Consider the following 25,311-nt stretch of genomic DNA (forward strand, 5'->3'; position numbering starts at 1 on the left):
AACCGGCGACGGTCTGCATATTTGGTAGTCTGAGAGTCAACTCACGTTCTCCGTACAAGAGATCATCTTTGCGATAGCCAATCCGATCACTCAGCTTCGTCATTATAGATCCGTGGCCTTGGGCAAAAGAACCCAATTCCAAATCGTGATGGTGAGAGACGCGTCATAACGTCGGCGAATGGCCACTGCTCGTTGCCTCCACCTCCGTTGACAACTGTCCGCTGCCATCCGACAACAGACCCCGAACGGCAGCCACCGGGGGGACTTTTGATGTCTAGGCGCGCGATCTTCGGACTTTCCGCATTGTTGTTTTCGTCTCTCGTTCTGGCGCTGCCTCTAGCTGCTGCCGAGCGGCGGATAGAGACCACGGTGGATGGCGACTATCTGGGTTTCGATCTGCGGACTGTGAAGAATGTCAGCCAGGGTCAGTGCGAAACCGCCTGTATCGGCGACAACCAGTGCCGCGCCTTTACCTATAATGTCAAAGCCAAGTGGTGCTTCCTCAAGTCCGACCACGCTCAGCTCAATCCGTTTATAGGCGCGGTTGCCGGCAAGATCGTCGAAGTGGCGGCAGAGCCGGATATCGGAGCGGCGCCACGGCTCTCCTTTCTGACGGAGGAACTGCTTCAGCAGGCCCGCGAGCAGAAGGATGGCCTGACGCTTGGTGACAACCAGCAGGGCCGGGATGTCGAAAGACTGAAGACCGACGCGCAGGCCGAACTTCTTGCAGGCCGCTTCGACAACGCGATCTACAACTACAAGGGTGCCCTGTCGCTGACGCCGGATGATGGCGCACTCTGGATCGAATTTGCCCGCGCCGCCTCCACTGCCAACGGCAACAGCTCTGCAGACGGCGATGCAACGCTTGGCGCCATCAACGGCTATCTTCTGACCCGCACGACGCAGGCAAGAGCCGATGCGCTTGCCGTTCTTGGCGCAGCGCTTGCCAAGCAGCAGGCTTACCGCCAGGCGATTTCCGCCTACAAGCAGAGCCTTGCGCTCGTCAGTGCCCGCATGGTGCAGGCTTCCTATAACGACCTTCGCGAGCGTCACGGGTTTCGCGTGACCGGCAACACGGTCGATGCAGACAGCGCCAATCCGCGCGCCTGCGTTCAGTTTTCCGATCCTCTGGTGAAGGCCGGCGTCGACTATGCGCCCTTCGTCACGCTGGATGGCAAGGCGCCGAAGGCGATGGAGGCAAAGGACAGCCAGATCTGCGTCGAGGGTCTGACCCACGGCCAGCGTTACAAGCTGTCGCTGCGGCGCGGCCTTCCCTCCTCCGTCGATGAACCGCTGCCAGCACAGGTCGATCTCGACCTTTACGTCAAGGATCGCTCTCCGACGGTGCGGTTTACCGGCGACAGTTTCGTGCTGCCATCCACGGCCCGGCGCGGCATTCCGATCGTTTCGGTCAATACCGAAACGGCCGCTCTCAAGCTTTATAGGATCGGCGACCGCAATATCGCACCGCTTTTGACGGACTCGGAATTTCTGACCCAGATGAGCGGCTACACCGCCGACCGCATCGAGCAGGAAAACGGTGAACTCGTCTGGCAGGGCACGATCGCTCTTGGGCCCGAATCCAACCGCGAACTCAACAAGGATGTGGCGACCAGTTTCCCGGTCGACGAGGCGCTGCCGAGCCGCAAGCCTGGTGTCTATGTGCTGACAGCATCGGCCGCCAACGCCATTTCGCAGGAATGGGATAACAAGGCGACCCAGTGGTTCGTCGTTTCCGATATCGGGCTCACCACCTATGCCGGCACGGACGGGCTCAGTGTGTTTGCCCGCTCGCTCGGTTCCGCCAAGCCGATTGCCGGCGTCGATCTCCAGCTTCTTGCCAAGAATAACGAAGTGCTCGGTACCGCAAAGACCGATGGCGATGGCCGTGCCACATTTACGGCCGGCCTGATGCGCGGGACGGCGGCCATGGTGCCGGCAGTGCTGACGGCCCAAAACAGCGGCCAGGACTACGTCTTTCTCGACATGACCCGCGCCGGTTTCGATCTTTCTGATCGCGGCGTCACCGGCCGGCCGGCACCCGGCGCGATCGATCTTCTGCCCTGGACGGAACGCGGCATATACCGGCCCGGCGAGACGGTGCATGCGAGCGCGCTTGCCCGCAATGTGGATGCGACCGCGATCGACAACCTGCCGCTCACCTTCGTCTTCCTGCGCCCTGATGGCGTCGAGGATCGCCGCATGGTGAAGTCAGGCGCGCTCGGTGGCTACACGCTTGATCTCGCCCTGCAGGACACGTCCATGCGCGGCACCTGGACGATGCAGGTCTTTACCGATCCGAAGGGCTCGGCGATCGGCGAAAAGACGTTTCTGGTCGATGATTTCGTGCCCGATCGCATCGAGTTCGACATGACCAGCGCGGCGAAGGAAATCGTGGTCGGCGAACCCGCTACGGTCGAGATTGACGGACGTTTCCTCTATGGCGCACCGGCGGCGGGACTTGGCCTGGAAGGCGAGATCGCCCTCAAGCCGACCCGCGAAAACGCTGCCTTCCCGGGCTACCAGTTCGGCCTTGCAGACGAGGAACAGGCGGAAACCGTCCGCATTCCGCTCGAGGCCCTCGACGATACCGATGAAGACGGCAAGGCATCGTTTGCGGCTGATGTCGCGGAGCTTCCCTCGACCACCAAGCTGATCAATGCCGATATCGTCGTGCGCATGCAGGAAACCGGTGGCCGTGCCATCGAGCGGACACTGTCGCTACCCGTCAAGGCGGATGGACCGCGGATCGGAATCAAGCCGGAGTTTTCAGGTGACCTGCCCGAGGGCGCGGTCGGCAGTTTCAACGTCATCCTCGTGGACGAGACCGGAGCAAAGCAGGCCGCGAAAGGCTTGGCCTGGAAGCTGGTCAAGGTCGAGCAGGACTATCAGTGGTATCGCGAGGGGAGTTCCTGGCGCTACGAGCCGATCACCCGCACCAAGCAGGTATCCAATGGCAGCGTTGACGTGTCTGCCGACGGTGGCCGGATTTCGGTTCCGGTCGCATGGGGCCGTTACCGCCTCGAAGTCGAGACGGTCGATGCCGGCGGCCCGGCCACAAGCACCGAGTTCGATGCCGGCTGGTTCGTGACCGCCACGTCGACCGAGACGCCGGACGCGCTGGAAATCGCCCTCGACAAGCCGAGCTACAAGGTCGGCGATACTGCCAAGCTCAAGGTTTCCTCGCGTTATGCCGGCGAACTGATGATCATTGCAGGCTCCGAGCAGCTGATTGCGGTGAAGACGGCGAGCCTTCCGGAGACCGGTGGAGAGATCGAGATCCCCGTCACGGCCGAATGGGGAGCAGGTTCCTATGTGACCGCAACGCTCTACCGCCCGGGTGCGGCGCGTGAAAACCGTATGCCGATGCGGGCGATCGGCGTGACCTGGCTGAAGGTCGATCCGGAAGCGCGCGATCTCGCGGTCGCGATCACGGCACCGGATAAAACCCTGCCGCGCCAGCCATTGGATATCTCAGTCGCCGTAACCGGTGCCGGCGCCGACGAAGACGCTTATGTGACGATTGCAGCCGTCGATGTCGGCATCCTCAATCTTACCCGCTATGTGCCACCGGCGCCGGACGACTGGTATTTCGGCCAGCGCCGTCTCGGGCTCGAAATCCGTGACATCTACGGCCGGCTGATCGATGGCTCGCTTGGTGCCACGGGACGGCTGCGAACCGGCGGCGATGGTGGCAGCATCGCGCTGCAGGCGAGCCCGCCGAAGGAAAAGCTGGTCGCTTTCTTCTCGGGCCCGGTGAAGCTGGATGCAGAAGGCAAGGCGAATGTCTCCTTCGACATTCCCCAGTTCAACGGCACGGCGCGCGTCATGGCCGTCGCCTGGTCGAAATCCGGGGTCGGTCACGGGGTGAAAGACGTCATCATCCGTGATCCGATCGTCGTGACCGCCAGCCTGCCGCGTTTCCTTGCGCCGGGAGACGACAGCAACCTCAGACTGGACATCGTCAACACCGATGGGCCTGCCGGCACCTATGACCTCGGCATTACGACAAACGACCCGGTTGCGGTGGGCCAAAGCGCGATCAAGCCGGTCCAACTGGCGGCCGGGGCGAAGACGAGTGTCACGCTGCCACTGGTCGGCATCGGGCCAGGTGACGGTACTGTTGCGATCCGGGTCTCGAATGCGTCGGGCCTGTCGGTCGATCAGGTTCTCAACATCCCGGTTCGCCCGGCAGCCATGCCGGTGACGGAGCGGCGGCTGGTGGATCTGAAGCCCGGCTCAAGCGTAACGGTGGATTCCAACCTTCTTGCCGACAGCATGCTTCAGGGCGCCTCGGTTAGCGTCAATGTCAGCCGTTCCAACGCGTTCGATATTCCGGCGCTGCTGATGAGCCTTGACCGCTATCCCTATGGCTGCGCCGAGCAGACGACCAGCCGGGCACTTCCGCTTCTCTATCTGAGCCAGATGGCGGTTCAGAACGGGCTTGCCGATGATGCCGAGGTCAAGAAGCGCGTCCAGGATGCGATCTTCCGCGTGCTCTCCTTCCAGGCATCGGCTGGCAGTTTCGGGCTTTGGGGACCTGATGGTGCCGGCACCGATCTCTGGCTGGACGCCTATATCACCGACTTCCTGTCGCGGGCTCGCGAACAGGGTTTCGACGTGCCTGAAAAGCCCCTCGTGCAGGCGCTCGAAAATCTGCAGAACACTCTGGCCTACACGACCAATGTCGCCGACCAGGGCAATCAGATCGCCTATGCGCTCTACGTGATGGCGCGCAACCGAAAGGCTGCGATCAGCGACCTGCGCTATTATGCCGATACGATGCTCGGCGACTTCCCGACACCGCTTGCCAAGGCGCATATCGCTGCAGCGCTTTCGCTTTACGGCGATGCCCAGCGCTCGCGCACCATCTTCAACGACGCGCTGCAGATGTCGGAAGAAGCGCAGATCAAGAAAGTCAGCCTCAGCCGTTCGGATTACGGCTCCTCGCTGCGAGATGGTGCAGCGGTTCTGGCGCTGGCCGCCGAAAGTCGGCCGGTGCCGCCGATCGTGCCTGCACTTGCCAATGTCGTTGCCAAGGAATGGGTGGCGAAGAAACATACCAGCACGCAGGAACAGACCTGGATGCTGCTGGCGGCCCGGGCCTTGCAGAACGGCGATGAGGGCCTGCGTCTCAGCGTCAACGGCGCGGCCCACATCGGGACGCTGATGTCGCAGATGCCAGGCGACGTGCTGCTCGATCATCCGCTGACGGTGCGCAACGACAGCAAGGATAAGCTGTCTGCCGCCATCACCACGGTTGCCGCCCCGGCGCAGCCGTTAGCTGCCGGCGGCGATGGTTTCGAGATCACCCGCACCTACTACACGATGGATGGCGAGGAGGCGAATGTCAGCACGGCGCAGCAGAACACGCGTTATGTCGTCGTTCTCAACGTCACGGAGACAAACGACTGGCCTTCGCGCATCGTCGTGACGGATCTCCTGCCGGCGGGTTTCGAGATCGACAATCCGAGCATCGTCAACAGCGCCAGCCTTGCCAATTTCGACTGGATCGAAGAGGTGCAGGCCGCCCATACGGAGTTCCGCAACGACCGTTTCGTTGCAGCCTTCAACCGCGCAGAAGGTGACAACCGCAAGATCACGCTCGCCTATGTGGTGCGCGCCGTGACACCCGGCACCTACGATCATCCGGCGGCACAGGTGGATGACATGTACCGCCCGCAGCTTTCCGCAAGGACTGCGATGGGCAAGATGGAGGTGGTGGCGGCGCCGTGAGATCCGGCAGGCCGGTGGCTGCCGCCCTCCTCACCGGGCGGCAGCTTGCAGCATGAGATTGCGACCAGGAAGCCTCGAATGACGATCGCCTTGCAGAGCGAAGTCGAGGCAGTCAGCGGCAGGACGACAAGAAGACTATGAGACGCAGATGGACGTATTCGTTGGGTCTTGGTCTTTGCGTCGCGCTCGCGGCGGGGCTGGCGATCGGACTTGACGCTGCAGACCGCGCCTATCCGCCGCCGCTCGACAAGGCGCAAACCGTATCGGCAGAGGTGCTTGACGCGGACGGGCTGCTGCTCCGTGCATTTGCCACATCCGAAAGCCGCTGGCGTCTGAAGACCTCGATCGCGGATGTCGATCCGCGATTCCTGAAGATGCTTGTTGCCTATGAGGACCAGCGGTTTTACCAGCATGGCGGCATTGACCTGAAGGCGATGGGCCGCGCGGCGTTCCAGCTTCTCGTCAACGGGCGGATCGTTTCCGGCGCCTCGACGCTATCCATGCAGGTCGCGCGTCTGATCGAGCCCCGGGAAGCGCGATCCTTTTCGGCAAAGCTTCTGCAGATCGCCCGCGCCATCCAGATCGAACGCCGTCTCGACAAGCAGGAGATCCTCGAGCTCTATCTCACCTACGCACCCTATGGGGGAAATTTGGAAGGCGTGAGGGCTGCAAGCCTTGCCTATTTCGGCAAGGAGCCGGGGCGGCTGACAGTGGCGGAAGCCGCTCTGCTTGTCGCCCTGCCGCAATCGCCGGAAACGCGACGGCCGGACCGGCACCCGCAATCGGCCATGCGGGCCCGTCAAGGCGTTCTCTCAAGGCCGGCCGTGGCGTCGCTGACGGGTGAAGGGGAAGCGGAACGGGCATCCCATGACGGCCTCCCCCGGCGCAGACTGCAACTGCCGGCGCTCGCCGCGCATATGGCGGAAGCCGCAATCCGCAAACAGCCCGGGGTGCCGCGATACCAGAGCACACTGAAACGCGGCATTCAGCAGAAGCTGGAAGACGTCGCGAGGGAAGCTTCGGCGAAGCTCGAACCGAAGGCATCGCTCGCCATGGTCATGGCGGATGCGGTGACGGGCGAGATTGTCGCCCAGGTCGGTTCGGCCGACTATTTCGATGCCAGCCGCGCCGGCTGGATCGACATGACACGGATGCTGCGGTCTCCGGGGTCAACCCTGAAGCCGTTCATCTACGGACTTGCCTTCGAACAGGGGCTGGTGGCGCAAGAAACGATGATCGAGGATCGACCCGCCGATTTCTTCGGCTATCGGCCGAAGAATTTCGACATGAGCTATCAGGGCGATGTCACGGTGCGCCAGGCGCTTCAGCTGTCGCTCAATGTTCCGGCGATCCGGCTGCTCGATGCAGTTGGCCCGTCACGCCTGATGATCCGCTTCCGACGGGCAGCGGTGCACCCGGTGCTTCCCCCGAACGAGGCGCCGGGCCTTGCGATCGGACTTGGCGGGGTCGGCATTACACTGAGGGATCTGGTCCAGGCCTATGCGGCTCTCGCCAATGGCGGTCAGCCGGTCCGCCTCGGCAACGGTATCGACACCGTCGCGGCGCGTCTGGACAGCGAGCCATTGCTGGAGCCACAGGCGATCTGGAACGTCACGGACATCCTCTCGGATGTGCTGCCGCCAACCGGAAGCCGCCGCCTCGGCATCGCCTACAAGACCGGCACGAGTTACGGATACCGCGACGCCTGGTCGGTGGGTTATGACGGACGCCATGTCCTGGGTGTCTGGGTCGGGCGGCCGGACAATGGTGCGGTTCCCGGCATCGCCGGCTACCAGACAGCGGCGCCTATCCTGTTCGAGGCATTTGCCCGCTCCGGCGTCGCGATCACGCCGCATCCCTCGCCACCATCAGCCACGGCACGGCTGGCGCAATCCGACCTGCCGATCGGCCAGCGGCGCTTCTCGATGACGGCAAGCGGCCTGATCAGCGCCTCGACCCGCGAAGCCGCCCCGCAGATCGTCTATCCCCCCGAGGGTGCCAAGGTGGATCTCGGCGCCCAAACCGGCGAGATCTCGCCGCTGGTGCTGAAACTGCAGGGCGGCCGCCCGCCGTTCCGCTGGCTGGCCAACGGAAAACCCCTCACCGATCTTTCCCGCCGCCGCACCAACAACTGGTTACCCGAAGGCGCGGGCTTCTCGACACTGACGGTGATCGATTCCGCCGGCCGGGCTGCAACCGTGCGGGTGTTCGTGGAGTGAGGGCAGGTTAGGCCAGGAGTGAACCGGACCGAGATCGGAATGATCAGGCCCGTCAGCTTGTCAGCCGTACACGGCCCACGATCTTGCGAAACAAGACATCCATTGCCTCGCTTATGCCGTCGGTCGGACTGACCTCGAAATAGTAGCCTTCCGTGGCGCAAGATTGCATCTGCGTCGGAATTTCCTTCTGAAAGGGTGCGATCCACTTCTTGTAGAAACCGTCTTTGGGCAGAGGCAAATAGGTCGTGTACAGGACTGCGACCTTTATTCCGCGCGCCTTCAGGGCGTTGCAATGACTGGCATTCAACGGCTCCATGCAGCGATCGCCGTTGGATGATGAGAGCTTCTTTGTACAATCGGAACGGTATGCGTCTCCAACGCCGTCCGCGACAAGGAAAACGATTGGCTGTCTATCCGCCGAACTGCTCCCGTCACCGACGGTTTTGATCTTTTGGCCGATCTTGGACAGTATTTCATTGTAGTCGGTCTGCCCGTTCGGCGACGAATGGCTCGGAACGCTCATCAGCTCAATCATCTTCGTGGCCTTTGCCACTGAGGTGAAATTGCTCGTCGGCTCGGAAACGGTGTATAACTGGGCATCGGCAGAGGTTTGTCCGAACGTATAGGCACCGATCTTGAATTGGCCTGAAACGGTCTGAGTCTCCTGCGCCGTTGTCATGAGCGCGGAGACCGCCTCCGCGACAACGTCGATGCGGATGGTCGCGCCAACTTCTTTGGCGAGATAGTAATAGCTGTTTTTGTCGGCGACACCGCTCGTCGAAACGATGTGGCATGCAAAAGCGCAGTTGGCGTCCTTGCCTTTCCCATCCGATCCATTCTTCGTTGCAGCTTCCAGTTTCGCCACGTCGTCGGCAGTCGCGCCGACCCCCATCGATGGCGTGTTGTCCAGCAGCATGTAGAAATCCAGAAAACTCGGTATCAGGTAGGCTGCGGTCGCTTGCCCCGAAATCGCCATCTCGTCATTGCCGAGGATCCGCGTAAAGGTCGTGGGTAGAGTGGCGGCGTATTTCAGTCTCGATGTGACGACGCCGTCGGACTTTACCAGCTCCAGCTTGACGTCGATCAGCAGGCTCGACAAACCTTCCATGTTGTCCCCATATCTGGCCGACAACTGAGATTTGAAGATTTTCTTGGCTTCGGTGTCCGCGATGGCGACAGTACCGTCCTCGGCCATTTTCATGGCTTTTGCGACCGCTGCGGATTTTTCGGAGACAGCAGCAAGTACCGCAGCATCCGCAGCGGCATCGAGATAGGATTTTGCCTCCAGGGCGCGTCCGAAATCGATTGCCAATCCGACACTACCGATCAAAGGAACCATGATAAGGCCGGTGAGCACGCCGAAATTGCCCCGGGTGCAGGAAAAAATAGACCTCAATTTTGCAAGCATAAACCGCAATCTGCCTTTTAGTTTCTTATAGCGGCATCATGCTGCATTTCGATCAGAGCATTCGATCAGCTCCCACCGTTTCAAATGTTTGTTACTAAAGTAGCTAATTGAAATTGTTAACGAAACGTGTTTTTGCGGCGCCTGTTCTCGTTGGCAGTGGTGAGGAACGGGAAGCCGCTCACCAAAGAAGTCGGCCGATCCTTGTGGAGTAGCGTTTTTGACGAACAACAGGTGAGTGGTAGAGATGCCCGGATCTGCAAAGACGAGAAAAATCGCCTTCAACTGGACTCGATCAACACAGGCATTTTCTTGATAAAAAATGGTGCCCGGAGGCGGATTTGAACCACCGACACGCGGATTTTCAATCCGCTGCTCTACCAACTGAGCTATCCGGGCATCCGGGCTTTATGCAAGCCGTTCCGGTCCTTGGTTGACCGGCCGGGGTTTGTATCCCCGGGAAGCGAGCGGGGTTATAACATCTTGTTCGGCCATGTCCAGCACCCCGGACGACTTTTTTGAAAGGTTTGTGAAAAACCTGATTTCATGAGCGAAATCAAAGGCCGAACCGGACGAGGATCTAGTCCTCGTAGTTGTCGGCTTTGCTTTCATCGTCGGCCACGGGGATGGCGTAGCTGCCCTGCAGCCAGCGGGAGAGATCCAGATTGCGGCAGCGGTCCGAGCAGAAGGGATAGTGTTCGCGCGCGGAAGGGCGGCTGCATTCGGGACAGGGCCTTGCCTTGCGCAAAGGCTCCACCTTGCCGCCTGTCGTGATGTCCTTGTTTGAAGTTTCAGCCATATCAGGCCTCCTTCTTAGGTCTTCAGCCTTGCGGCCATGCGCCGGCTACGTCAAAACCTTCGCCAGCCAGCAGACCCGTCACTTCATGAAGCGGCAGGCCGACGACGTTGGAATAGGAACCGACGAGTTTCTGCACGAAGGCGCCGGCGATGCCCTGGATCGCGTAAGCCCCGGCTTTTCCCCGCCACTGGCCCGATGCGATATAGTTCTCGATCTCGCGGGTCGACAGTCGCTTGAAGCGCACCTTGGTCTCAACCACCTTCTGGCGGAACTGGCCGCCCGGCGTGACAAGACAGATGCCGGTATAGACCCAGTGGCCGCGGCCCGACAGAAGATGCAGGGCGGCACTGGCGTCCTGCGTATACTCCGTCTTTTCCAGGATGCGGCGTCCAACCGCCACGACCGTATCGGCAGACAAGATATAGCTGTGGCGCCAGGCGGGATCGTTGTTGACGGCGGCGAAGGCGGCTTCCGCCTTTTCCGTCGAAAGACGACGCGCAAGCGAACGCGGATGTTCCACCCGCTTGGGTGTCTCGTCAATATCCATCGGCATCAGCCGGGCCGGTTCGATGCCGACCTGATTGAGAAGATCGAGACGACGCGGCGAGCCTGAGGCCAGGATGAGCTTTTGTTCGATCGCCATGGGGACCCGTCTTTGCCGCGAGAAATTCTTACTTGAAGCGGTACGTGATGCGACCCTTGGTCAGGTCGTAAGGGGTCATTTCGACAAGAACCTTGTCGCCTGCCAGAACGCGGATACGGTTCTTGCGCATGCGGCCCGCGGTGTGGGCGATGATTTCGTGTTCGTTCTCGAGCTTCACGCGAAAGGTCGCGTTCGGCAACAGTTCGACGACAATGCCCGGGAATTCAAGAACTTCTTCTTTAGCCATGTATTGGTTTTCTTTCTGTGTTGAAGGTCGGGCAGGCCGAAATCTGATCAGCCGCCTCGAAATTTGCGCGGAAACTACACAATCGCGTCCGGTTTGTGAACCTCGCTTGACAGCGATTCTTGAAGACCGTCAATCGCCTGCCGGAGGTGGCCTGCGAATGGGCCTCATCCGTCGGTCAATCAGCTTCCACAGATGCTCTCGCACCTCGCGATAAGCGTCGAGAACCTGCTCACGCGTGCCGGTCGCAGCCGTCGGATCCATGGTCGGCCAATAGACCACATCGACGGCGTTCGAACGGGTGAGTTCCAGCGCCACGTGATGGGCCTCCGGCGTCAGCGTCACTATCAAATCGAAGAAATCATCCTCAAGGTCATCCATCGTCCGCGGCTTGTGCTGCCGGTTGCGGTTAAGCGAAAGGCCCACCTCTTCCAGAACGACATCGACGAAGGGATCGTGCTCGCCGGAACGGACACCCGCCGACTGGATGTAGATATCGGGCTGCAGCAGGCTTTTTGCAATGGCCTCCGCCATCGGCGAACGGATGGAGTTGAAACCGCACATGAAGAGGATCGCGGTCGGAATGCCGATCGTCTGCTTCCTTGTCGGTTCGTCATCGGCCGCCATGGTCTTCAGCCGCGCCAGTAGAGCACGCAGACGAGCGTGAACAGCCGTCTTGCGGTATCGAAGTCGATGCGGATCTTGCCGTCGAGACGATCCATCAGGGTTTGCGAGCCCTCGTTGTGAATGCCGCGGCGGCCCATGTCGATCGCCTCGATGCGCGATGGCGTGGAGGTCTTGATCGCCTCGTAATAGCTTTCGCAGATCATGAAGTAATCCTTGATGATCCGCCGGAACGGCGTCAGCGACAGGATGTGGACCGCAACCCCCTCGCCCGCTTCGCCCGTGATGGTGAGCATCAGCTTTGCCTCGACCAGCGAAAGCTTCAACGTGTAGGGGCCGCCTGCATGGCCGACCGGCTCGAAGGCGTTTTCCTCGACAAGGTCGAAGATGGCAACTGCCCGCTCATGTTCGACATCGGGCGTCGAGCGCCCGATCGAGTCGTCGAGGACGACATCCGAGAGCCGGAAGTGCCCTTGTCCCATCCCTAGCCCTCGTCTTGCGGAGGATGGGCGTTCATGCGGATGGCGACCGAACGGGCGTGTGCATCGAGCCCTTCCGAATGGGCGAGCGTGATGGCGGCCGGCGCCAGTTGCCGCAGCTGATCGGGTCCGAGCCTGAGGATCGAGGTGCGCTTGACGAAATCGAGCACACCGAGGCCGGACGAAAAGCGTGCCGAGCGTGCCGTCGGCAGAACGTGGTTGGAGCCGCCGACATAATCGCCGATGACTTCAGGCGTGTGGCGACCGATGAAGATGGCGCCGGCATTGCGGATGCCGACCATGAGCGCATCCGGATCGGCAACGGCCAATTCAAGATGTTCGGCGGCAATGCGGTTTGCCAGCGGCAACGCGGCTTCGAAATTCTCGACCAGGATCACAGCGCCGAAATCGCGCCAGCTCGCGGCGGCCGTTTCTGCGCGCGACAGTGTCTTCAATTGTCGCTCGACGGCTGCCTCGACCGATTTTCCGAATTCGGCATCGTCGGTGATCAGGATCGACTGGGCACCGGCATCGTGTTCAGCCTGGGCCAGAAGGTCGGCGGCGATCCAGTCGGGGTCGTTGTCCTTGTCGGCCAGGATCAGCACTTCAGATGGGCCGGCGATCATGTCGATGCCGACGATGCCGAAGACCTGGCGCTTGGCGGCCGCCACATAAGCGTTGCCGGGACCGACGATCTTGGCGACCGGCGCAATCGTATCGGTACCATAGGCAAGCGCTGCTACGGCCTGCGCACCGCCGACGCGGTAGATTTCCGTAACGCCCGAGATGCGCGCCGCGGCAAGGACGGCCGGGTTGATGCTGCCGCCACCGGCCGGCACGACCATGACGACGCGCGGCACGCCGGCAACCTTTGCCGGCACCGCATTCATCAGCACGGAGCTTGGATAGGATGCCGTGCCGCCCGGCACGTAGAGGCCGACGGCTTCGATCGCTGTCCAGCGGGAGCCGAGGCCGACGCCGATCGCGTCTTCGTAGATATCGTCCTTCGGCATCTGCCGGGCGTGGTGCTTTTCGATCCGCTCGGCTGCGAACTTCAGCGCGTCGATCACCTTGCGGTCCGTTTCGGCGAAGGCCTTGTCGACCTCCTCATCGGTCACGCGGATGCCGGTCGCGGCAAGATCGATGCCGTCGAAGCGTTTTGAATAGTCGATAAGTGCCGCGTCGCCGCGGGCGCGCACGTCATCGATGATGGCGTGCACGACGGCGTTCACATCCTCTGAGACTTCCCGCTTGGTCGAAAGAAAAGCGGAAAAGCGTGTCTCGAAGTCCGGTGCTGTCTGCTCAAGCCAGAGTGCCAAGCGGATATTCCTTCCCGTTCCATGCCATGATCACAAGGCCGGTCAAGGATGGCGCGGCCTCGTTGCGGTTTCCCATGCGCCGCCGATATCTGCAAGAGCAACTTCGATGCATTCGACATCGAGAGCAATGGTGCCGCCGCCGGAAAGCATCAGTTCCACGGTGCCATCAGGCCCCTCGCCCTTGGGCGTGAAGCGCACGGCGAGAAGCGACAGGACATCATCCTTGCGGTTGCGGTCGATACCGGTCGAACGGACTGCTTCCACGCGCTTGAGGACGAGCGCTGCACGGTGCCGCTCGAACCCCTTTTTCTTCTCGCCGGCCTTTTCCCAATCAAACCTGTTGGCAGCCAGCGAGAATATCTTTTCCGACGCCGACCACTGCACGTCGGACAGCTTGAAGACCGCATCCTGCATATGGGCAGACACGATCCCCAGATCGTCGGTATCGAGAGCCAGAAGCTTGAGCTCGGTCATGCGCGTCCATTCCGTTCCTGGGCCGCGATCTGCGGCCCGTTGTTTGATGGTCTGGAGATAGGATGGCGCATGGCAAGAAGCAACTATTTCGGGAAGTCGGCAGAGAGCGTCGTGTCCTTCCAGGCAACGATCTCGTCGCGGCGTTCCGAAAGCTTGGCGGTGATGCCGGTATAGGCAATTTCGCCGAGCACGAGGTGGCGCGGCGGGTTGGACGCCTCGACGACCTTGATCATGGCTTCGCCGGCACGGACAGGATCGCCCGGCTGCTGGCCGCTATAGCCTGCCGTCTGCGACAGACGGGCGCCTGCGGTATCCTGATACTCGTCGATCTTGACAGGCGTCTGTTTCAGCGAACGGCCGGCCCAATCCGTCCGGAACGGACCCGGTGCGACGCAAGTGACCTTGATGCCAAGCGCTGCAACTTCGGCGGACAGCGCATCGGAAAAGCCTTCAACGGCGTGCTTGCTTGCCGCGTAATAACCGGAGCCCGGGAAGCCGATAAAGCCGGCCTGGGAAGTGATGTTGAGGATGTGGCCCTTGCGGCGGGCGCGCATGCCGGGCAGCACCGCCCGCGTCATGGCGAAAAGGCCGAAGACATTGGCATCGAACATGCCGCGGATCTCGTCTTCCTCGCCTTCCTCGATCGAGGCCTGGTAGCCGTAACCGGCATTGTTGACGAGGACGTCGATGCGCCCGAACTTTTCCTCGGCAGCGCTGACAGCAGCTGCGATCTGGCCTTCGTCGGTCACGTCGAGATCAACGGCGAGCGCATTGTCGTGGCCTGCAACGAGATCAGCAAGCCTCGCCTTGTCGCGGGCCGTGACGACGGTCGGAAAGCCCTTTGCAATTGTCAGCTTGGCGAGTTCCAGGCCGAAGCCGGAGGAGCAGCCGGTGATGAACCAGACGTTGGAAGATGCATCAGTCATAAAAATATCTCCGATGGAAAAGCCGGATCATGAAAATGAGGCGGGGCGTGTTGGATGACAATACCTGACATAGGCATGAAAAAAGGGACGGCAAGGTATCCCCCTGGCCGCCCCTCATCCGTCGAAACATGCGGCCTCTTCAGGCGATATTGCTCAGTCGCTGACGCGTTCGACGATGGCGCCGCAGCGTGTCAGCTTTTCTTCAAGACGCTCGAAACCACGATCGAGATGGTAGACGCGGCTGACGATCGTTTCGCCTTCGGCCGCAAGGCCGGCAATGACGAGCGACACCGATGCGCGAAGGTCTGTTGCCATCACTGGCGCACCCTTCAGCTGCGAAACGCCTTCGATACGCGCCATCTGCCCCGACAGCGAAATGCGCGCACCGAGACGGGCGAGTTCCTGCACGTGCATGAAGCGGTTTTCGAAGATGGTTTCGGTGACGTGCGAAACGCCCGACGACATCGTCATCAGCGCCATGAACTGTGCCTGCAGGTCCGTCGGGAAGCCCGGGAAGGGTTCTGTGACGATATCGACCGGCTGGATCCGGTTGCCGTTCCTGACGACACGCAGACCGCTTTCGGTTTCGGTGATCTCGGCACCGGCAAGGCGCAGCGTATCGAGCGCATTTTCAAGCAGCGAGGCCTGCGTGCCTTCGAGCACCACATCGCCGCCGGTCATGGCAACCGCCATCGCATAGGTGCCGGTCTCGATCCGGTCCGGCAGGACGCGGTGACGGGCGCCCGACAGCGAGGCAACGCCTTCGATGGTGATGGTGCGCGTGCCGGCGCCGCTGATCTTCGCGCCCATAGCCGTCAGGCATTTTGCGAGATCGACCACTTCGGGTTCGCGGGCGGCGTTGTCGATGACGGTGGTGCCACGGGCAAGGGTTGCCGCCATCAGCATGACGTGCGTGGCGCCGACCGAAACCTTGGGGAAAGTGTAATGTGCGCCGACAAGGCCACCCTTGGGGGCCGACGCGTTGATATAGCCGGCATCGACCTCGAGGATGGCGCCGAGCGCCTGCAGGCCGTCAAGGAACAGATCGACCGGACGCGTGCCGATGGCGCAACCGCCCGGCAGCGACACGCGCGCCTTGCCTTCACGCGCCAGCAGCGGGCCGATGACCCAGAAGGAGGCGCGCATCTTGGAGACCAGCTCGTAAGGGGCGGTCGTATCGACGATGGTGCGGCAGGTGAAATTGATCGTGCGGGAATAGCTTTCGGCCTGGCTTTCGCGGCGGCCGTTGACGGAGACATCGACGCCATGATTGCCGAGGATGCGCAACAGCTGTTCGACATCGGCCAGATGCGGCACGTTTTCGAGCGTCAGCGTATCGCTGGTCAGAAGCGACGCAATCATCAGCGGCAGCGCGGCGTTCTTGGCGCCCGAGATCGGGATCGTGCCGTGAAGCTCGTTGCCGCCGGAAATTCTGATGCGATCCATGGTGTGGTAACTCTTTCTCTCAAGCGGCCGGGTTTGCGTCTCTAGACCAAACCTTGCCCCGCTTCAATCCGTGATGAAAACTGCGGATGAGAGCAAATCGTGCCACAACCCGTTTATGCACTGCAAAGACTATGATGATTCGTCCGTTTTTGCGGCAGAGGGCGAAGACGCCGGCAAACCTTGCGTCTCGTCCGCCTCGCCGGCGCGCCGCGCACGCGACTGACCTTTGCGCCGCATCAGGTTTTCCCGCAATTTCGCAGCCGCCCGCTGCTTGCGATCCAGCTCACGCCGCTCGGCTTCGCTCAAGGATGCGGCCGGCGCCTGGCTATCCAAGGTTTCTGGTTTTTTCGACATGGCTTCTCCTTAAAGAAAAAGCCCGACACACGAAAGCACCCCGGGCGTTTTCCCGGATGGTTCTCCAAGAAGTTCGATTTTGCTGCTTGCACTTGCCCCGAACCTATGGCAATAGCCCCCTCGCTGACGACACGAACCCGAACGTCCGCAGATGCTGCTATAGCTCAGGGGTAGAGCACTCCCTTGGTAAGGGAGAGGCCGAGAGTTCAAATCTCTCTAGCAGCACCATTTTTCTTTCCCCCTCCGTTACAGCAGAAATGAACCCACGTTATCCTTCGTTTTTCGGGATTGATAAGCAGCAAATGACGGCGTCGGCTGCTACCTCTGCGGCGCTCAGGCGCACAGAAATCAACGTGGTTGCAGAGGTTAGAATATAAGCCGACGCTTAGGCTTGCCCCTCGGGGCGAATGATGTAGCCTGCGCCGATGAAAAAGATATTCATTACCCTTGCATCCGCCGCGGTTATGTGTGCCGCACTCCTGCCAGCATCCCAAGCATCCGCCTGGACAACTCGCGGCCACCAGATTGTGGCCCAGATAGCGGAGGACAATTTGAATCCATCCGCTAAACGTGAGGTTCAGCGGCTCCTTGCTGCCGAGGGGAAAAAACACCTCAGCGAAATATCATCTTGGGCGGACTCAATGAGGGGCGTAACATTTCCCCGCCAGCCGTCGCACGCGGTTAGAATTCCGCTTGATGCAACCTCGTACGATCCTGCCCGCGATTGCGCAGATAAGAATTGCGTCCTCGAAGCAATCAGCCACAACATTTCAGATCTATCGAACCGCGAATCGGATGACGAAAGCCGACTGGTCGCCTTGAAGTACCTTGTCCATTTTATTGGTGACCTCCACCAACCGCTTCATGCCAATAAAGATACTGGCGGACGAAAAGTGATATTCAATGGAAAGGTACGTAGCCTTCACGAAGTTTGGGACCAAGACATTGTGAGCTGTCCCGAAATGAAGTTTACCGAGATCGCGAAGCGTCTTAATGGTACCGATGCAAGGGTGGCCAGAGGTAACGACCCCGTTCAGTGGGCGATGGAAAGCCACGATGTCGCCCGTGACGTCATATTTCCTGAATTGGCGGATCTGCAGGGTGACCCTATTACTCTTCCCGGGAACTACTGCGAAGTGAATTGGCCAGTCGCCGCGGCCCAGTTAAAAGTAGCGGGGATTCGGTTGGCATTCCTACTCAACAGGACACTTGAGAACAGATAGCTGTTCGGATTGTCGATAGACCCTCTCATAAAACATTCACATTTGCGCGCGGTTATGTATTTTGGGTGCTATGAATGAGGTGCCGCATGGATGCAAAAACACTGGTCATGGCTCTGTTGAGAGCATCCGGCCCTAGTAAGGAACTAGATCGCGATATAGCGATCTTCTCCGGTTATACAGTGCGAACTGGCACTAAGCCTGGCGAGGAATTCTGGACCTCACCGTCCCAGGTCGACTTCCTTAATCTACCGAAATTTACTGCTTCAATCGACGCTGCGTTTGATCTCTTCAAACAAACCTCTCCGGCTTATCCGGGGGGGCTAAGCTGGGAACCGCAATCAGCTTCGGCCCGTCTCGCTGACGACAGGTTTATGCAAGCGGAATCTCCCGCTCTCGCACTATGCGCATCCGTAGTGCTGCGACTTGCACTGTCTCAATATGCTGATTCCACTGTACTACCACGTGCGGAGGAATTGTGATGTCGTTGCAGCCACTGATTCAAAAATTGTCTGATGCAGAAGAGCCGAGCCGAAAATTCGACACGGCAATTGCGATTGCCCTTGGCTTCGAGTCCTTTGAAGAAGAAGGAACCCGTAAAGTGCTGTGGCTTCATCCACACTCGAAAACCCCAACGCGAATTCCCTGGTACACACGGTCTTTGGATGAAGCCAAAGAGCTTCTCGATGTCATCCTCCCCAATTCTGCTGTAGCACTGAGCTGGACCGCAGAGGGTTTATTTTATGCGAAAATTGAGGGTGGAGACGCATGCCGAGGCGCGACAGGCCCGCTGGCGATCTGTATAGCGGCTCTTTCCTACCATAACTCCATTCGCTAGCAATAGAGGCAAGCCAAGTGAAATATGCTGTTGTTACCCGGTCCGATGGGCTCGGAACTCGCCTGTGTGCGATGGTAAATGCGATTGACGTCGCTCAACGCCTTGGCTTGGGTTTCAAGTTTAGCTGGCCTTCGTCTACTTACTCAGATGCCGATTCCCACGCGATCAAACACGCTTCGCTCCTATTTTCTGACCGGTTTGTTCGTGATCATTTTGATCCAGACCTAGATCCGCGTCGCTACATAAAAGTTCTCGATACCCCAATTACGAAGAAGCTTATCGCCAAGGTAGAAGAAAGCAAAGATGGCTTCTTGATTGACCACTGGTCGAAGCAAGTGCAAATAGATTCAGCCCCTGGCGTGCCGCGCAGAGACTTGGCGGCAGCGTTCGAAAAGATAGAGTTCTCCAAGCGCCTTACGAGAGTCATCGAAGCTGCAAAGTCTAGCGTACCGAACGGTGCAGTAGCCATACATGCCCGCCGGGGCGATCTTGTTTATGGCAGCTACAGGACGCGACTCTATAACCAGAAATATGCGCCGACGGCGCTGGTTAAATCTGTCGTAAAGCGCCTAATCGAGGTCGGCAAAAAGCCTATTATATTCAGCGACGACGAACGCATCAAAACGATATTGAAGCGCGACACAACTGCAATCATCTCGACCGAACTCAGTGGATCGACCCTAAAAACTTCTGATGAAGATGCGATGTTCGATATCGCTGCAATGATTGCATGCGATAGCGTCATTTCCACTCGAAGCGGCTTCTCCGTTGTCGCCAGCTTCGCCAATGGACGGCCGTTTTACAATATTTCCGATTTCTACCAGATGTGTGAGGGGCGAGCTTCCATCCTCACAGACATCGCAGAAAACCCGAACGATTACTCGGATCTGGATAAGGCGAAATCACTGCAGTTTGTCGCCAGTGTCTATACTCCTGTTCTCCGAGAAGGTGAGCGCGACGATCTATATGCTCAGGCGAGCATACTCGATCCTGATAATCAAGCTTACCCGCACATCCGAGCGACCGATGCCATGGCGAAAGGTGATCTCAGTAAAGCTGAAGAGATTCTGCGCTCTTATACAAGGCGATATTTTAAGTCGCACAATATGACATCGAGCGATCTGGCCGCAGGTTTCGACTACATCAGCATCCCCAACAAAGTAGCCAAAGACGCGTTGCATAGCTCCCGCAACCCGTACATCAAGGCTTACGCCAGCCATCTAGATCCCGATCCCATCAAACAGGAACGACTGGCTGGCTTAGCCTACGAAGCCGACCCATCGAGCCCTCTACTTGCAGTTCGCTGGGCTAGGGCTATGATAGCTACCGGCCGCCCTGAAACTGCCCGCCGTTTCATGATCAACGATCTGGATCGGATCAAGTGCTCTGCTGTCTATGAAGCACTTTGCGATATCGAAGACGACCCACACCAGCGCGTTGTCTGGGGCCGTTTGTCAGTCCAGTCTGCAGCCGAAAATAAGCAAGCAGCTGCCAAAGTCGCACTTGCGCTCCTATTGAATGGAGAATTAGAGGAGGCAAACGCCATATCAGACGCTCTAACTGCAGAAGATCAATCTAACCCTGCAGTGTACTATTACCTTTCTAAATTTTACGTTGAATGCGGAGTATTTAGTGAGGCGCTTGTAGTCATCGAAAGAGCTTTAGCGATGAGGCCGGGTCGTTTGCGATATCAAAATATGAAGCAGTCGATATTGGAGATTATTGCAAATCAGGTAGTTAAGGATCCCGCCGACTAAAAAGATAGCCGCCCAATTGCGACCTGGAAACTGACGCTGTAAAGCGCGTCCCGCAAGGCCGCAATCGCTCTCCCCCTCCCCGACTAGCCCCGACACCCAACATACGGCAGCAGCAGCTCCAACTGCTCGCTCATGACGCCCGGTCTATGGCGTGGGGGATCGACGGTTTGCTGGTTGGTGTTGCCCCAGACGCCGCCGCCGGCCCAGTAGGTGGCGCCGAGGAAGATGTCGGGGCGGGCCATCATGGCATCGAGCAGGTCGCGCAGTTCCCGTAGAGAGCCTTCGGTTCGGTCGGTGGCGAATTCGCCGATGAAGATGCGTTTTCGATGTTGGGTCGCCCAGTCTGTGGCGCTTTTCAGGATCCGTTTTCCGATGCCTTCGGTGGCGATCGGGTTGGAGCCGCCAAATCCCTTGTCGAGATACTGGTGCATGTCGAAGCCGCAATTGTCGGCGGGATCGAATGCCTGCAACATCACGGTGCCGTTCGAGGTCTTCGTCCAGGAATGGGCGCCCGTCCAGGCGATGCCGGAAAACAGCACGGTTCCCGTTGCGCCACGCCGCCTGATTTCGGCGCATGCGGCGTTCTGGGTGTTGAGGTTGAGAATGGGATCCTGGTCATGCGGCTCGTTCATCAGCCCGTACCAGACAAGGCTGTTTTTCCCGTAACGCTGTGCCAGCTCGCCCCAGAACGCCGCGTAGCTTTCGAGCGTTGCAGCTGACGTGCCGTCTCCGATGACGATCTTATCGCGCCTTCCGTAGTCATGCATATCCAGGAGGACAACCGCACCCTCGCCCACTGCCCGGCCGACCAGACGATCGAGGCCCTCAAGTGCCGCCGGCTCAAGCGGTTTTGCAATATCGGGCTGCAGGCGGTTCCACTTGAAGGGGATCCGAAACACTTTCACGCCCAGCGAGAGGTAATAAGTAACCGCTGTTCTGCCCCCACATTGCCTGCAGCCGCCTGATCTGTGATCGACATTCCATGGATGAGCGACAAGGAGTTTCTCCATGGAGACTACGTTGGAGGTTCTCACGAAGCGACGGAGCCGACGGGAGGTTCACCGCCAATGGCCAGACGACATCAAGGCACGGATCGTTTCAGAGAGCTTGCGTCCGGGCATGACGGTGAACGAGGTCGCGGAACGTCACGGGCTGAAAGCCAATCATCTGTCGTCCTGGCGAACGCTGGCGCGGCAGGGCAAGCTGGTTTTACCGGAGCCGGAAGACGCAGTCGAATTCGCGGCCATGGTTGTCGAGATGCCCGCACCGGAGCCGCCTGCTGCCAAAGCAGTCTCCCGCGCCGAGATTCTCGTCGGCCCTGTCACCATCCGTCTTGAGGAAGGTGCGTCTGTTGCCCGGATCGCCGCCATCGCGCGTGCCTTGGCGGCGGCGACATGATCTTTCCATCGAACCGCGTTCGGATCATGGTAGCGACCAAACCAGTCGACTTCCGCAAGGGGCATGACGGACTGGCGGCGCTTGTGAAGAACGAGCTGCACAAGGACCCGTTCACCGGAACGGTCTTTGTGTTCCGGTCGCGCAAGGCAGACCGGCTGAAGCTGATCTACTGGGACGGCTCCGGTATCGTCCTGGCCTACAAGAGGCTGGAAGAGCACAGCTTCACCTGGCCCGGTATCAAGGATGGATTGATGACGCTGACCCACGCCCAGTTTGAGGCCCTGTTTGCGGGCCTCGATTGGCGGCGGGTTCATGCCGTCCAGACGAGAACGCCGGAGGCTATCGAATAGCTGCGGCATGATGACTCAGGGCGACGGATTCCGAAGGCAAACGAGCGGGATTTTGGTAGGTTCTGGCCATGCTTGATGCCGCCGATCTTCCCGATGATGTTGCCGCCCTGAAGGCAATGCTGATTGCCGCACAGGCGCGCGAGGCAGGCAAAGACGCGCAGATCACTCGCAAGGACGAGCGGATCGAACGGCTTGAGAAGCTGGTCGCGGCTTTCAAACACGCAGCCTTTGGGCGCAAGTCCGAGAAGACCGATCCCGACCAGTTCGATCTGGCTCTGGAAGACCTGGAAATGGCCATGGCCGCGATCCATGCCGAGGATGAAGCGGACGTTCCTGTCGGGAACAGGACCGCCAAGCCACGCGCGATCAATCGCGGTTCCCTTCCAAAGCATCTTCCCCGTGTGGAAGAGATCATCGAGCCGGAAAGCCTGGTCTGCGCCTGCGGCGGATGCATGCATTGCATTGGCGAGGATGTTTCCGAGCGGCTGGACGTGGTCCCGGCACAGTTCCGCGTGATCGTCACCCGTCGCCCCAAATATGCGTGCCGCGCCTGTACCGACGGTGTTGTTCAGGCCCCAGCTCCAGCACGGCTGATCCAGGCAGGGCTTCCGACGGAAGCCACCGTCGCCCATGTGCTGGTCTCCAAATATGCCGATCACCTTCCGCTCTATCGGCAGGCCCAGATCATGAGCCGTCAGGGTATCGATATCGACCGTTCCACGCTGGCTGACTGGGTCGGTCGGGCGGCGTTCGAACTGCGTCCCGTCTTTGATGCGCTGATTGCCGACCTGAAGCACTCGACCAAGCTGTTCATGGACGAGACCTGTGCTCCGGTGCTCGATCCTGGCTCCCGCAAGACCAAGACAGGTTACTTCTGGGCGCTCGCGCGGGATGACCGGCCGTGGGGCGGCGGTGCTCCGCCAGGGGTGGCCTTCACCTATGCTCCCGGTCGCGGGGGCATTTATGCCGAACGGATATTGCAGGGCTTCTCCGGCATCCTGCAAGTTGACGGCTATGCCGGATACAACAGGCTGATCGCCCCAAACCGCATCGGCCCGGACATTCAGCTTGCCTACTGCTGGGCACACGCCCGTCGCAAGCTGGTCGAGATTACTCGCAACGGAACAGCACCAATTGCAGAAGACGGCGTTAAATGGATCGGTGAACTCTATCGGATCGAGGCCGAATTGCGCGGCCTTGACCCGGAAGCTCGCCTTGCTGGACGGCAGGAAAGATCAGCGCCGCTGGTCGCCGACATGCAGACGTGGCTCGTTCATCACCGTGCCCGTGTTGCGACGAAATCCCAACTCGGCGAGGCTCTGGCCTACATCACCAAATACTGGGATGGTTTGAAGCTCTTCCTGACCGACGGCCGGATCGAGATCGACAACAACAGCGTCGAGCGAACCATCCGGCCGATTGCTTTGAATCGAAAGAATGCTCTCTTCGCCGGGCACGACGCGGGAGCGGAGAACTGGGCGACCATCGCGTCACTCATTGAAACGTGCAAACTCAATGCCGTCGATCCGATGGCCTACCTGGCCAGCACTCTCACCGCCATCGTCAATGGCCACAAACAGAGGCAGATTGATGTCCTCCTACCGTGGAACTATCAGGCAGGATAACAACCGGCCCAAAAATTTATCCGACCTGAGGTGGACATCATATCCTTGCAAAACTCGGGCGAGAAACTTCGATTGTCGCTACAGACCGGCCTTCGTTCAACAGGTCAAGGTCGGGTGCTGAGGGCCAACCGGCACGCCAATCCAGCGAATACGGTTGCAAGCAGAAACTGAGGAAGCTTGGGAAAGCGGCGCATGGCGGAAAGTCGATTCCGGATGTGGCCTCCCAAAAGTATTACCGTGCCATTCACAAGGAAGCCAACGGCGTTCAAGACAGTGGCGAGTAGGACCATTTGCACGAGCATCGAGCCGCCCGAAGGGGCAACGAATTGCGGGAAGAGTGCCAGCACAAACAGCGCCATCTTCGGATTGAGAATATTTGTAGCGAGACCTTCCGTGAATATCCGCCTGTTTGAGAGGCGTTTGAGCGCGGAAGATGGTGCGAAAGCTGCTCCTTCCGAACGAACGGTCTTATAGGCAAGATAAATGAGGTAGATGCAGCCCGCCCATCGAACGACTTCATAGGCAATGGGAACTGCAAGAAAGAGCTGTGACAGACCAAGCCCCGCAGCGATAGCGTGGCAGTATGTGCCGACAGCTATTCCTGCATATGTGAGGAACCCGGCAGAGCGTCCTTGGCTCACGCTACGAGAGGCGATGAGCAACATGTCTGGTCCGGGTGTGGCAGTCAGCACAAGTGACGCAGCGGCAAACAGCATGAAAGTGGAAAAATCCGGCATAACATCTTCCTTTTTGAATGGAGCCGGAATTCCTGTTTATCATCGCCACGCTTAATAGCAACTTTCTTGGAGCGACTATCGCGAAAATCCCTAACCTAGCGACACTTGTTTGGCCGACTGTTGCGGCGTCGGACATCAGGGAGTTTTGCGGAAGCCAAAATCTTCCCATTGGCGCGAACTTGCCGCCTCCTCATGGTGCAAGCCTTCGAAAAGACAAAGCATGGTGGACAAAGTGCGAGCGACACAGCGCTTACGGTAATAATTCAGGTTCTCCAGGTGGGGCCACTTCCAACGGCCGCCAATCATCTCGAACTCAGCACCGGCCAGGTTAACCCCGATCAGCGGGCACGTTCCCGTTCGGGCACCTACGGAAGGACCTGACGACACAACCGACGCCGCAAAGGCGCCAGCGCCGAACAACAAAGATCTTCTTGAGCATTCATTCATGTAAGACGCCTGTAATAAAGATTTTATTATAATATTGATGCACTAAACAATCAACAACTTACGGATTTTTGTGCAACACCTCAGCGAATTCACACTACAATACCCATATTGAATTCCATTATACGATTAACCTAGCGATTAGTTTTGTTTAATGAGGACTCAGCAAGAGCATATCCATGCTGTAACCACGATTCGATGTCGTGCTACTCGACATTTCACTGATTAGCAGCGGTGATGGACGGCATGCGCGGGTGTCCGGCGACAGCAGGAG

At 59.3% G+C, this 25,311-nt stretch carries 21 protein-coding genes and 2 tRNA genes; 9 read left to right on the plus strand and 14 right to left on the minus strand.

The features are described 5' to 3' along the window. Window positions 1-270: 270 nt before the first annotated feature. Complete coding sequence (locus ACQY1L_RS12440) at window positions 271-5,736, plus strand: alpha-2-macroglobulin family protein (RefSeq protein ID WP_430241025.1); 5,466 nt, start codon at window positions 271-273, stop codon at window positions 5,734-5,736. Window positions 5,737-5,873: 137 nt separating this feature from the next. Beyond that, window positions 5,874-7,955 carry a penicillin-binding protein 1C gene (gene pbpC, locus ACQY1L_RS12445; RefSeq protein ID WP_430241026.1) on the plus strand — a complete coding sequence of 694 codons (2,082 nt, stop codon included), beginning with the start codon at window positions 5,874-5,876 and terminating at the stop codon, window positions 7,953-7,955. Between the two features lie 52 nt (window positions 7,956-8,007). Here pbpC and ACQY1L_RS12450 read toward each other — a convergent pair whose 3' ends face one another. From ACQY1L_RS12450 to ACQY1L_RS12505, 12 genes are all read right to left on the minus strand, one after another. After that, window positions 8,008-9,363: a pilus assembly protein TadG-related protein gene (locus ACQY1L_RS12450; protein WP_062453853.1), complete on the minus strand. Its 1,356-nt coding sequence runs from the start codon at window positions 9,361-9,363 to the stop codon at window positions 8,008-8,010. A 320-nt stretch (window positions 9,364-9,683) separates the two neighbouring features. After that, a tRNA-Phe gene (locus ACQY1L_RS12455) sits at window positions 9,684-9,759 on the minus strand. A 181-nt stretch (window positions 9,760-9,940) separates the two neighbouring features. Then, on the minus strand, window positions 9,941-10,159 hold the full coding sequence (gene yacG / locus ACQY1L_RS12460; protein ID WP_062579059.1) for a DNA gyrase inhibitor YacG: 219 nt from the start codon (window positions 10,157-10,159) through the stop codon (window positions 9,941-9,943). 22 nt (window positions 10,160-10,181) lie between these two features. Continuing rightward, window positions 10,182-10,802: a Maf-like protein gene (locus tag ACQY1L_RS12465; protein WP_062453855.1), complete on the minus strand. Its 621-nt coding sequence runs from the start codon at window positions 10,800-10,802 to the stop codon at window positions 10,182-10,184. A 28-nt stretch (window positions 10,803-10,830) separates the two neighbouring features. After that, entirely contained in the window at window positions 10,831-11,049 is a 219-nt protein-coding gene (gene infA, locus ACQY1L_RS12470) for a translation initiation factor IF-1 (protein WP_062453856.1), read from the minus strand. Between the two features lie 129 nt (window positions 11,050-11,178). Beyond that, window positions 11,179-11,610: a low molecular weight phosphatase family protein gene (locus ACQY1L_RS12475; protein ID WP_209903656.1), complete on the minus strand. Its 432-nt coding sequence runs from the start codon at window positions 11,608-11,610 to the stop codon at window positions 11,179-11,181. A gap of 68 nt (window positions 11,611-11,678) precedes the next feature. Next, window positions 11,679-12,152 (minus strand): UPF0262 family protein, encoded by a 474-nt coding sequence (locus ACQY1L_RS12480; RefSeq protein ID WP_062453857.1) that lies wholly within the window; start codon window positions 12,150-12,152, stop codon window positions 11,679-11,681. Between the two features lie 2 nt (window positions 12,153-12,154). Next, a complete protein-coding gene (gene hisD, locus ACQY1L_RS12485) occupies window positions 12,155-13,468 on the minus strand; it encodes a histidinol dehydrogenase (RefSeq protein WP_430241028.1) in 1,314 nt (437 codons plus the stop codon). Window positions 13,469-13,510: 42 nt separating this feature from the next. Beyond that, window positions 13,511-13,942 (minus strand): DUF2948 family protein, encoded by a 432-nt coding sequence (locus ACQY1L_RS12490; RefSeq protein WP_113109471.1) that lies wholly within the window; start codon window positions 13,940-13,942, stop codon window positions 13,511-13,513. 83 nt (window positions 13,943-14,025) lie between these two features. Beyond that, window positions 14,026-14,868, minus strand: a complete 843-nt coding sequence (locus tag ACQY1L_RS12495; RefSeq protein WP_174195605.1) for an oxidoreductase — start codon at window positions 14,866-14,868, stop codon at window positions 14,026-14,028. A gap of 153 nt (window positions 14,869-15,021) precedes the next feature. Next, window positions 15,022-16,314 carry a UDP-N-acetylglucosamine 1-carboxyvinyltransferase gene (murA, locus tag ACQY1L_RS12500; protein WP_192087543.1) on the minus strand — a complete coding sequence of 431 codons (1,293 nt, stop codon included), beginning with the start codon at window positions 16,312-16,314 and terminating at the stop codon, window positions 15,022-15,024. A gap of 129 nt (window positions 16,315-16,443) precedes the next feature. After that, entirely contained in the window at window positions 16,444-16,668 is a 225-nt protein-coding gene (locus ACQY1L_RS12505; RefSeq protein WP_113109468.1) for a hypothetical protein, read from the minus strand. Window positions 16,669-16,821: 153 nt separating this feature from the next. Between ACQY1L_RS12505 and ACQY1L_RS12510 the strand changes: the two genes are divergently transcribed. The 4 genes from ACQY1L_RS12510 (at window position 16,822) to ACQY1L_RS12525 (ending at window position 20,483) form a co-directional block, all read left to right on the plus strand. Continuing rightward, window positions 16,822-16,896 (plus strand) — tRNA-Thr (locus ACQY1L_RS12510). Between the two features lie 197 nt (window positions 16,897-17,093). Next, window positions 17,094-17,891, plus strand: coding sequence for a S1/P1 nuclease (locus tag ACQY1L_RS12515; protein WP_430241029.1), 798 nt, complete (start codon window positions 17,094-17,096; stop codon window positions 17,889-17,891). A gap of 478 nt (window positions 17,892-18,369) precedes the next feature. Further along, window positions 18,370-18,726: a hypothetical protein gene (locus tag ACQY1L_RS12520; protein ID WP_430241030.1), complete on the plus strand. Its 357-nt coding sequence runs from the start codon at window positions 18,370-18,372 to the stop codon at window positions 18,724-18,726. 17 nt (window positions 18,727-18,743) lie between these two features. After that, window positions 18,744-20,483 carry a tetratricopeptide repeat protein gene (locus tag ACQY1L_RS12525; RefSeq protein ID WP_430241031.1) on the plus strand — a complete coding sequence of 580 codons (1,740 nt, stop codon included), beginning with the start codon at window positions 18,744-18,746 and terminating at the stop codon, window positions 20,481-20,483. Window positions 20,484-20,566: 83 nt separating this feature from the next. Here ACQY1L_RS12525 and ACQY1L_RS12530 read toward each other — a convergent pair whose 3' ends face one another. After that, window positions 20,567-21,493 (minus strand): glycoside hydrolase family 5 protein, encoded by a 927-nt coding sequence (locus ACQY1L_RS12530; RefSeq protein ID WP_430241032.1) that lies wholly within the window; start codon window positions 21,491-21,493, stop codon window positions 20,567-20,569. Here ACQY1L_RS12530 and tnpA point away from each other — a divergent pair. From tnpA to tnpC, 3 genes are all read left to right on the plus strand, one after another. Further along, entirely contained in the window at window positions 21,492-21,881 is a 390-nt protein-coding gene (gene tnpA / locus ACQY1L_RS12535; protein WP_430241034.1) for an IS66-like element accessory protein TnpA, read from the plus strand. The genes ACQY1L_RS12530 and tnpA overlap by 2 nt on opposite strands. Beyond that, window positions 21,878-22,231, plus strand: coding sequence for an IS66 family insertion sequence element accessory protein TnpB (gene tnpB, locus ACQY1L_RS12540; RefSeq protein ID WP_430241035.1), 354 nt, complete (start codon window positions 21,878-21,880; stop codon window positions 22,229-22,231). Before tnpA ends, tnpB begins: the two co-directional genes overlap by 4 nt. 68 nt (window positions 22,232-22,299) lie before the next feature. After that, window positions 22,300-23,856: an IS66 family transposase gene (tnpC, locus tag ACQY1L_RS12545; protein WP_430241036.1), complete on the plus strand. Its 1,557-nt coding sequence runs from the start codon at window positions 22,300-22,302 to the stop codon at window positions 23,854-23,856. Between the two features lie 104 nt (window positions 23,857-23,960). Here tnpC and ACQY1L_RS12550 read toward each other — a convergent pair whose 3' ends face one another. Further along, window positions 23,961-24,593, minus strand: coding sequence for a LysE family translocator (locus ACQY1L_RS12550; RefSeq protein ID WP_430241037.1), 633 nt, complete (start codon window positions 24,591-24,593; stop codon window positions 23,961-23,963). Window positions 24,594-25,311 lie beyond the last annotated feature (718 nt).

Origin of the sequence: Neorhizobium sp. DAR64862/K0K3 (assembly GCF_050500185.1) — a bacterium.
GTDB lineage: Bacteria > Pseudomonadota > Alphaproteobacteria > Rhizobiales > Rhizobiaceae > Neorhizobium > Neorhizobium soli.

Coding starts and splice junctions, on each gene's coding strand:
- ACQY1L_RS12440 (WP_430241025.1), top strand. CDS start 271: ATGTCTAGGCGCGCGATCTTCGGACTTTCCGCATTGTTGTTTTCGTCT.
- ACQY1L_RS12465 (WP_062453855.1), bottom strand. CDS start 10,802: ATGGCGATCGAACAAAAGCTCATCCTGGCCTCAGGCTCGCCGCGTCGT.
- tnpA (WP_430241034.1), top strand. CDS start 21,492: ATGGAGACTACGTTGGAGGTTCTCACGAAGCGACGGAGCCGACGGGAG.
- ACQY1L_RS12530 (WP_430241032.1), bottom strand. CDS start 21,493: ATGGAGAAACTCCTTGTCGCTCATCCATGGAATGTCGATCACAGATCA.
- ACQY1L_RS12475 (WP_209903656.1), bottom strand. CDS start 11,610: ATGTGCGGTTTCAACTCCATCCGTTCGCCGATGGCGGAGGCCATTGCA.
- ACQY1L_RS12520 (WP_430241030.1), top strand. CDS start 18,370: ATGTCGTTGCAGCCACTGATTCAAAAATTGTCTGATGCAGAAGAGCCG.
- ACQY1L_RS12550 (WP_430241037.1), bottom strand. CDS start 24,593: ATGCCGGATTTTTCCACTTTCATGCTGTTTGCCGCTGCGTCACTTGTG.
- infA (WP_062453856.1), bottom strand. CDS start 11,049: ATGGCTAAAGAAGAAGTTCTTGAATTCCCGGGCATTGTCGTCGAACTG.
- yacG (WP_062579059.1), bottom strand. CDS start 10,159: ATGGCTGAAACTTCAAACAAGGACATCACGACAGGCGGCAAGGTGGAG.
- tnpB (WP_430241035.1), top strand. CDS start 21,878: ATGATCTTTCCATCGAACCGCGTTCGGATCATGGTAGCGACCAAACCA.
- ACQY1L_RS12480 (WP_062453857.1), bottom strand. CDS start 12,152: ATGGGACAAGGGCACTTCCGGCTCTCGGATGTCGTCCTCGACGACTCG.
- ACQY1L_RS12495 (WP_174195605.1), bottom strand. CDS start 14,868: ATGACTGATGCATCTTCCAACGTCTGGTTCATCACCGGCTGCTCCTCC.
- ACQY1L_RS12450 (WP_062453853.1), bottom strand. CDS start 9,363: ATGCTTGCAAAATTGAGGTCTATTTTTTCCTGCACCCGGGGCAATTTC.
- ACQY1L_RS12505 (WP_113109468.1), bottom strand. CDS start 16,668: ATGTCGAAAAAACCAGAAACCTTGGATAGCCAGGCGCCGGCCGCATCC.
- ACQY1L_RS12490 (WP_113109471.1), bottom strand. CDS start 13,942: ATGACCGAGCTCAAGCTTCTGGCTCTCGATACCGACGATCTGGGGATC.
- murA (WP_192087543.1), bottom strand. CDS start 16,314: ATGGATCGCATCAGAATTTCCGGCGGCAACGAGCTTCACGGCACGATC.
- tnpC (WP_430241036.1), top strand. CDS start 22,300: ATGCTTGATGCCGCCGATCTTCCCGATGATGTTGCCGCCCTGAAGGCA.
- pbpC (WP_430241026.1), top strand. CDS start 5,874: ATGAGACGCAGATGGACGTATTCGTTGGGTCTTGGTCTTTGCGTCGCG.
- ACQY1L_RS12515 (WP_430241029.1), top strand. CDS start 17,094: ATGAAAAAGATATTCATTACCCTTGCATCCGCCGCGGTTATGTGTGCC.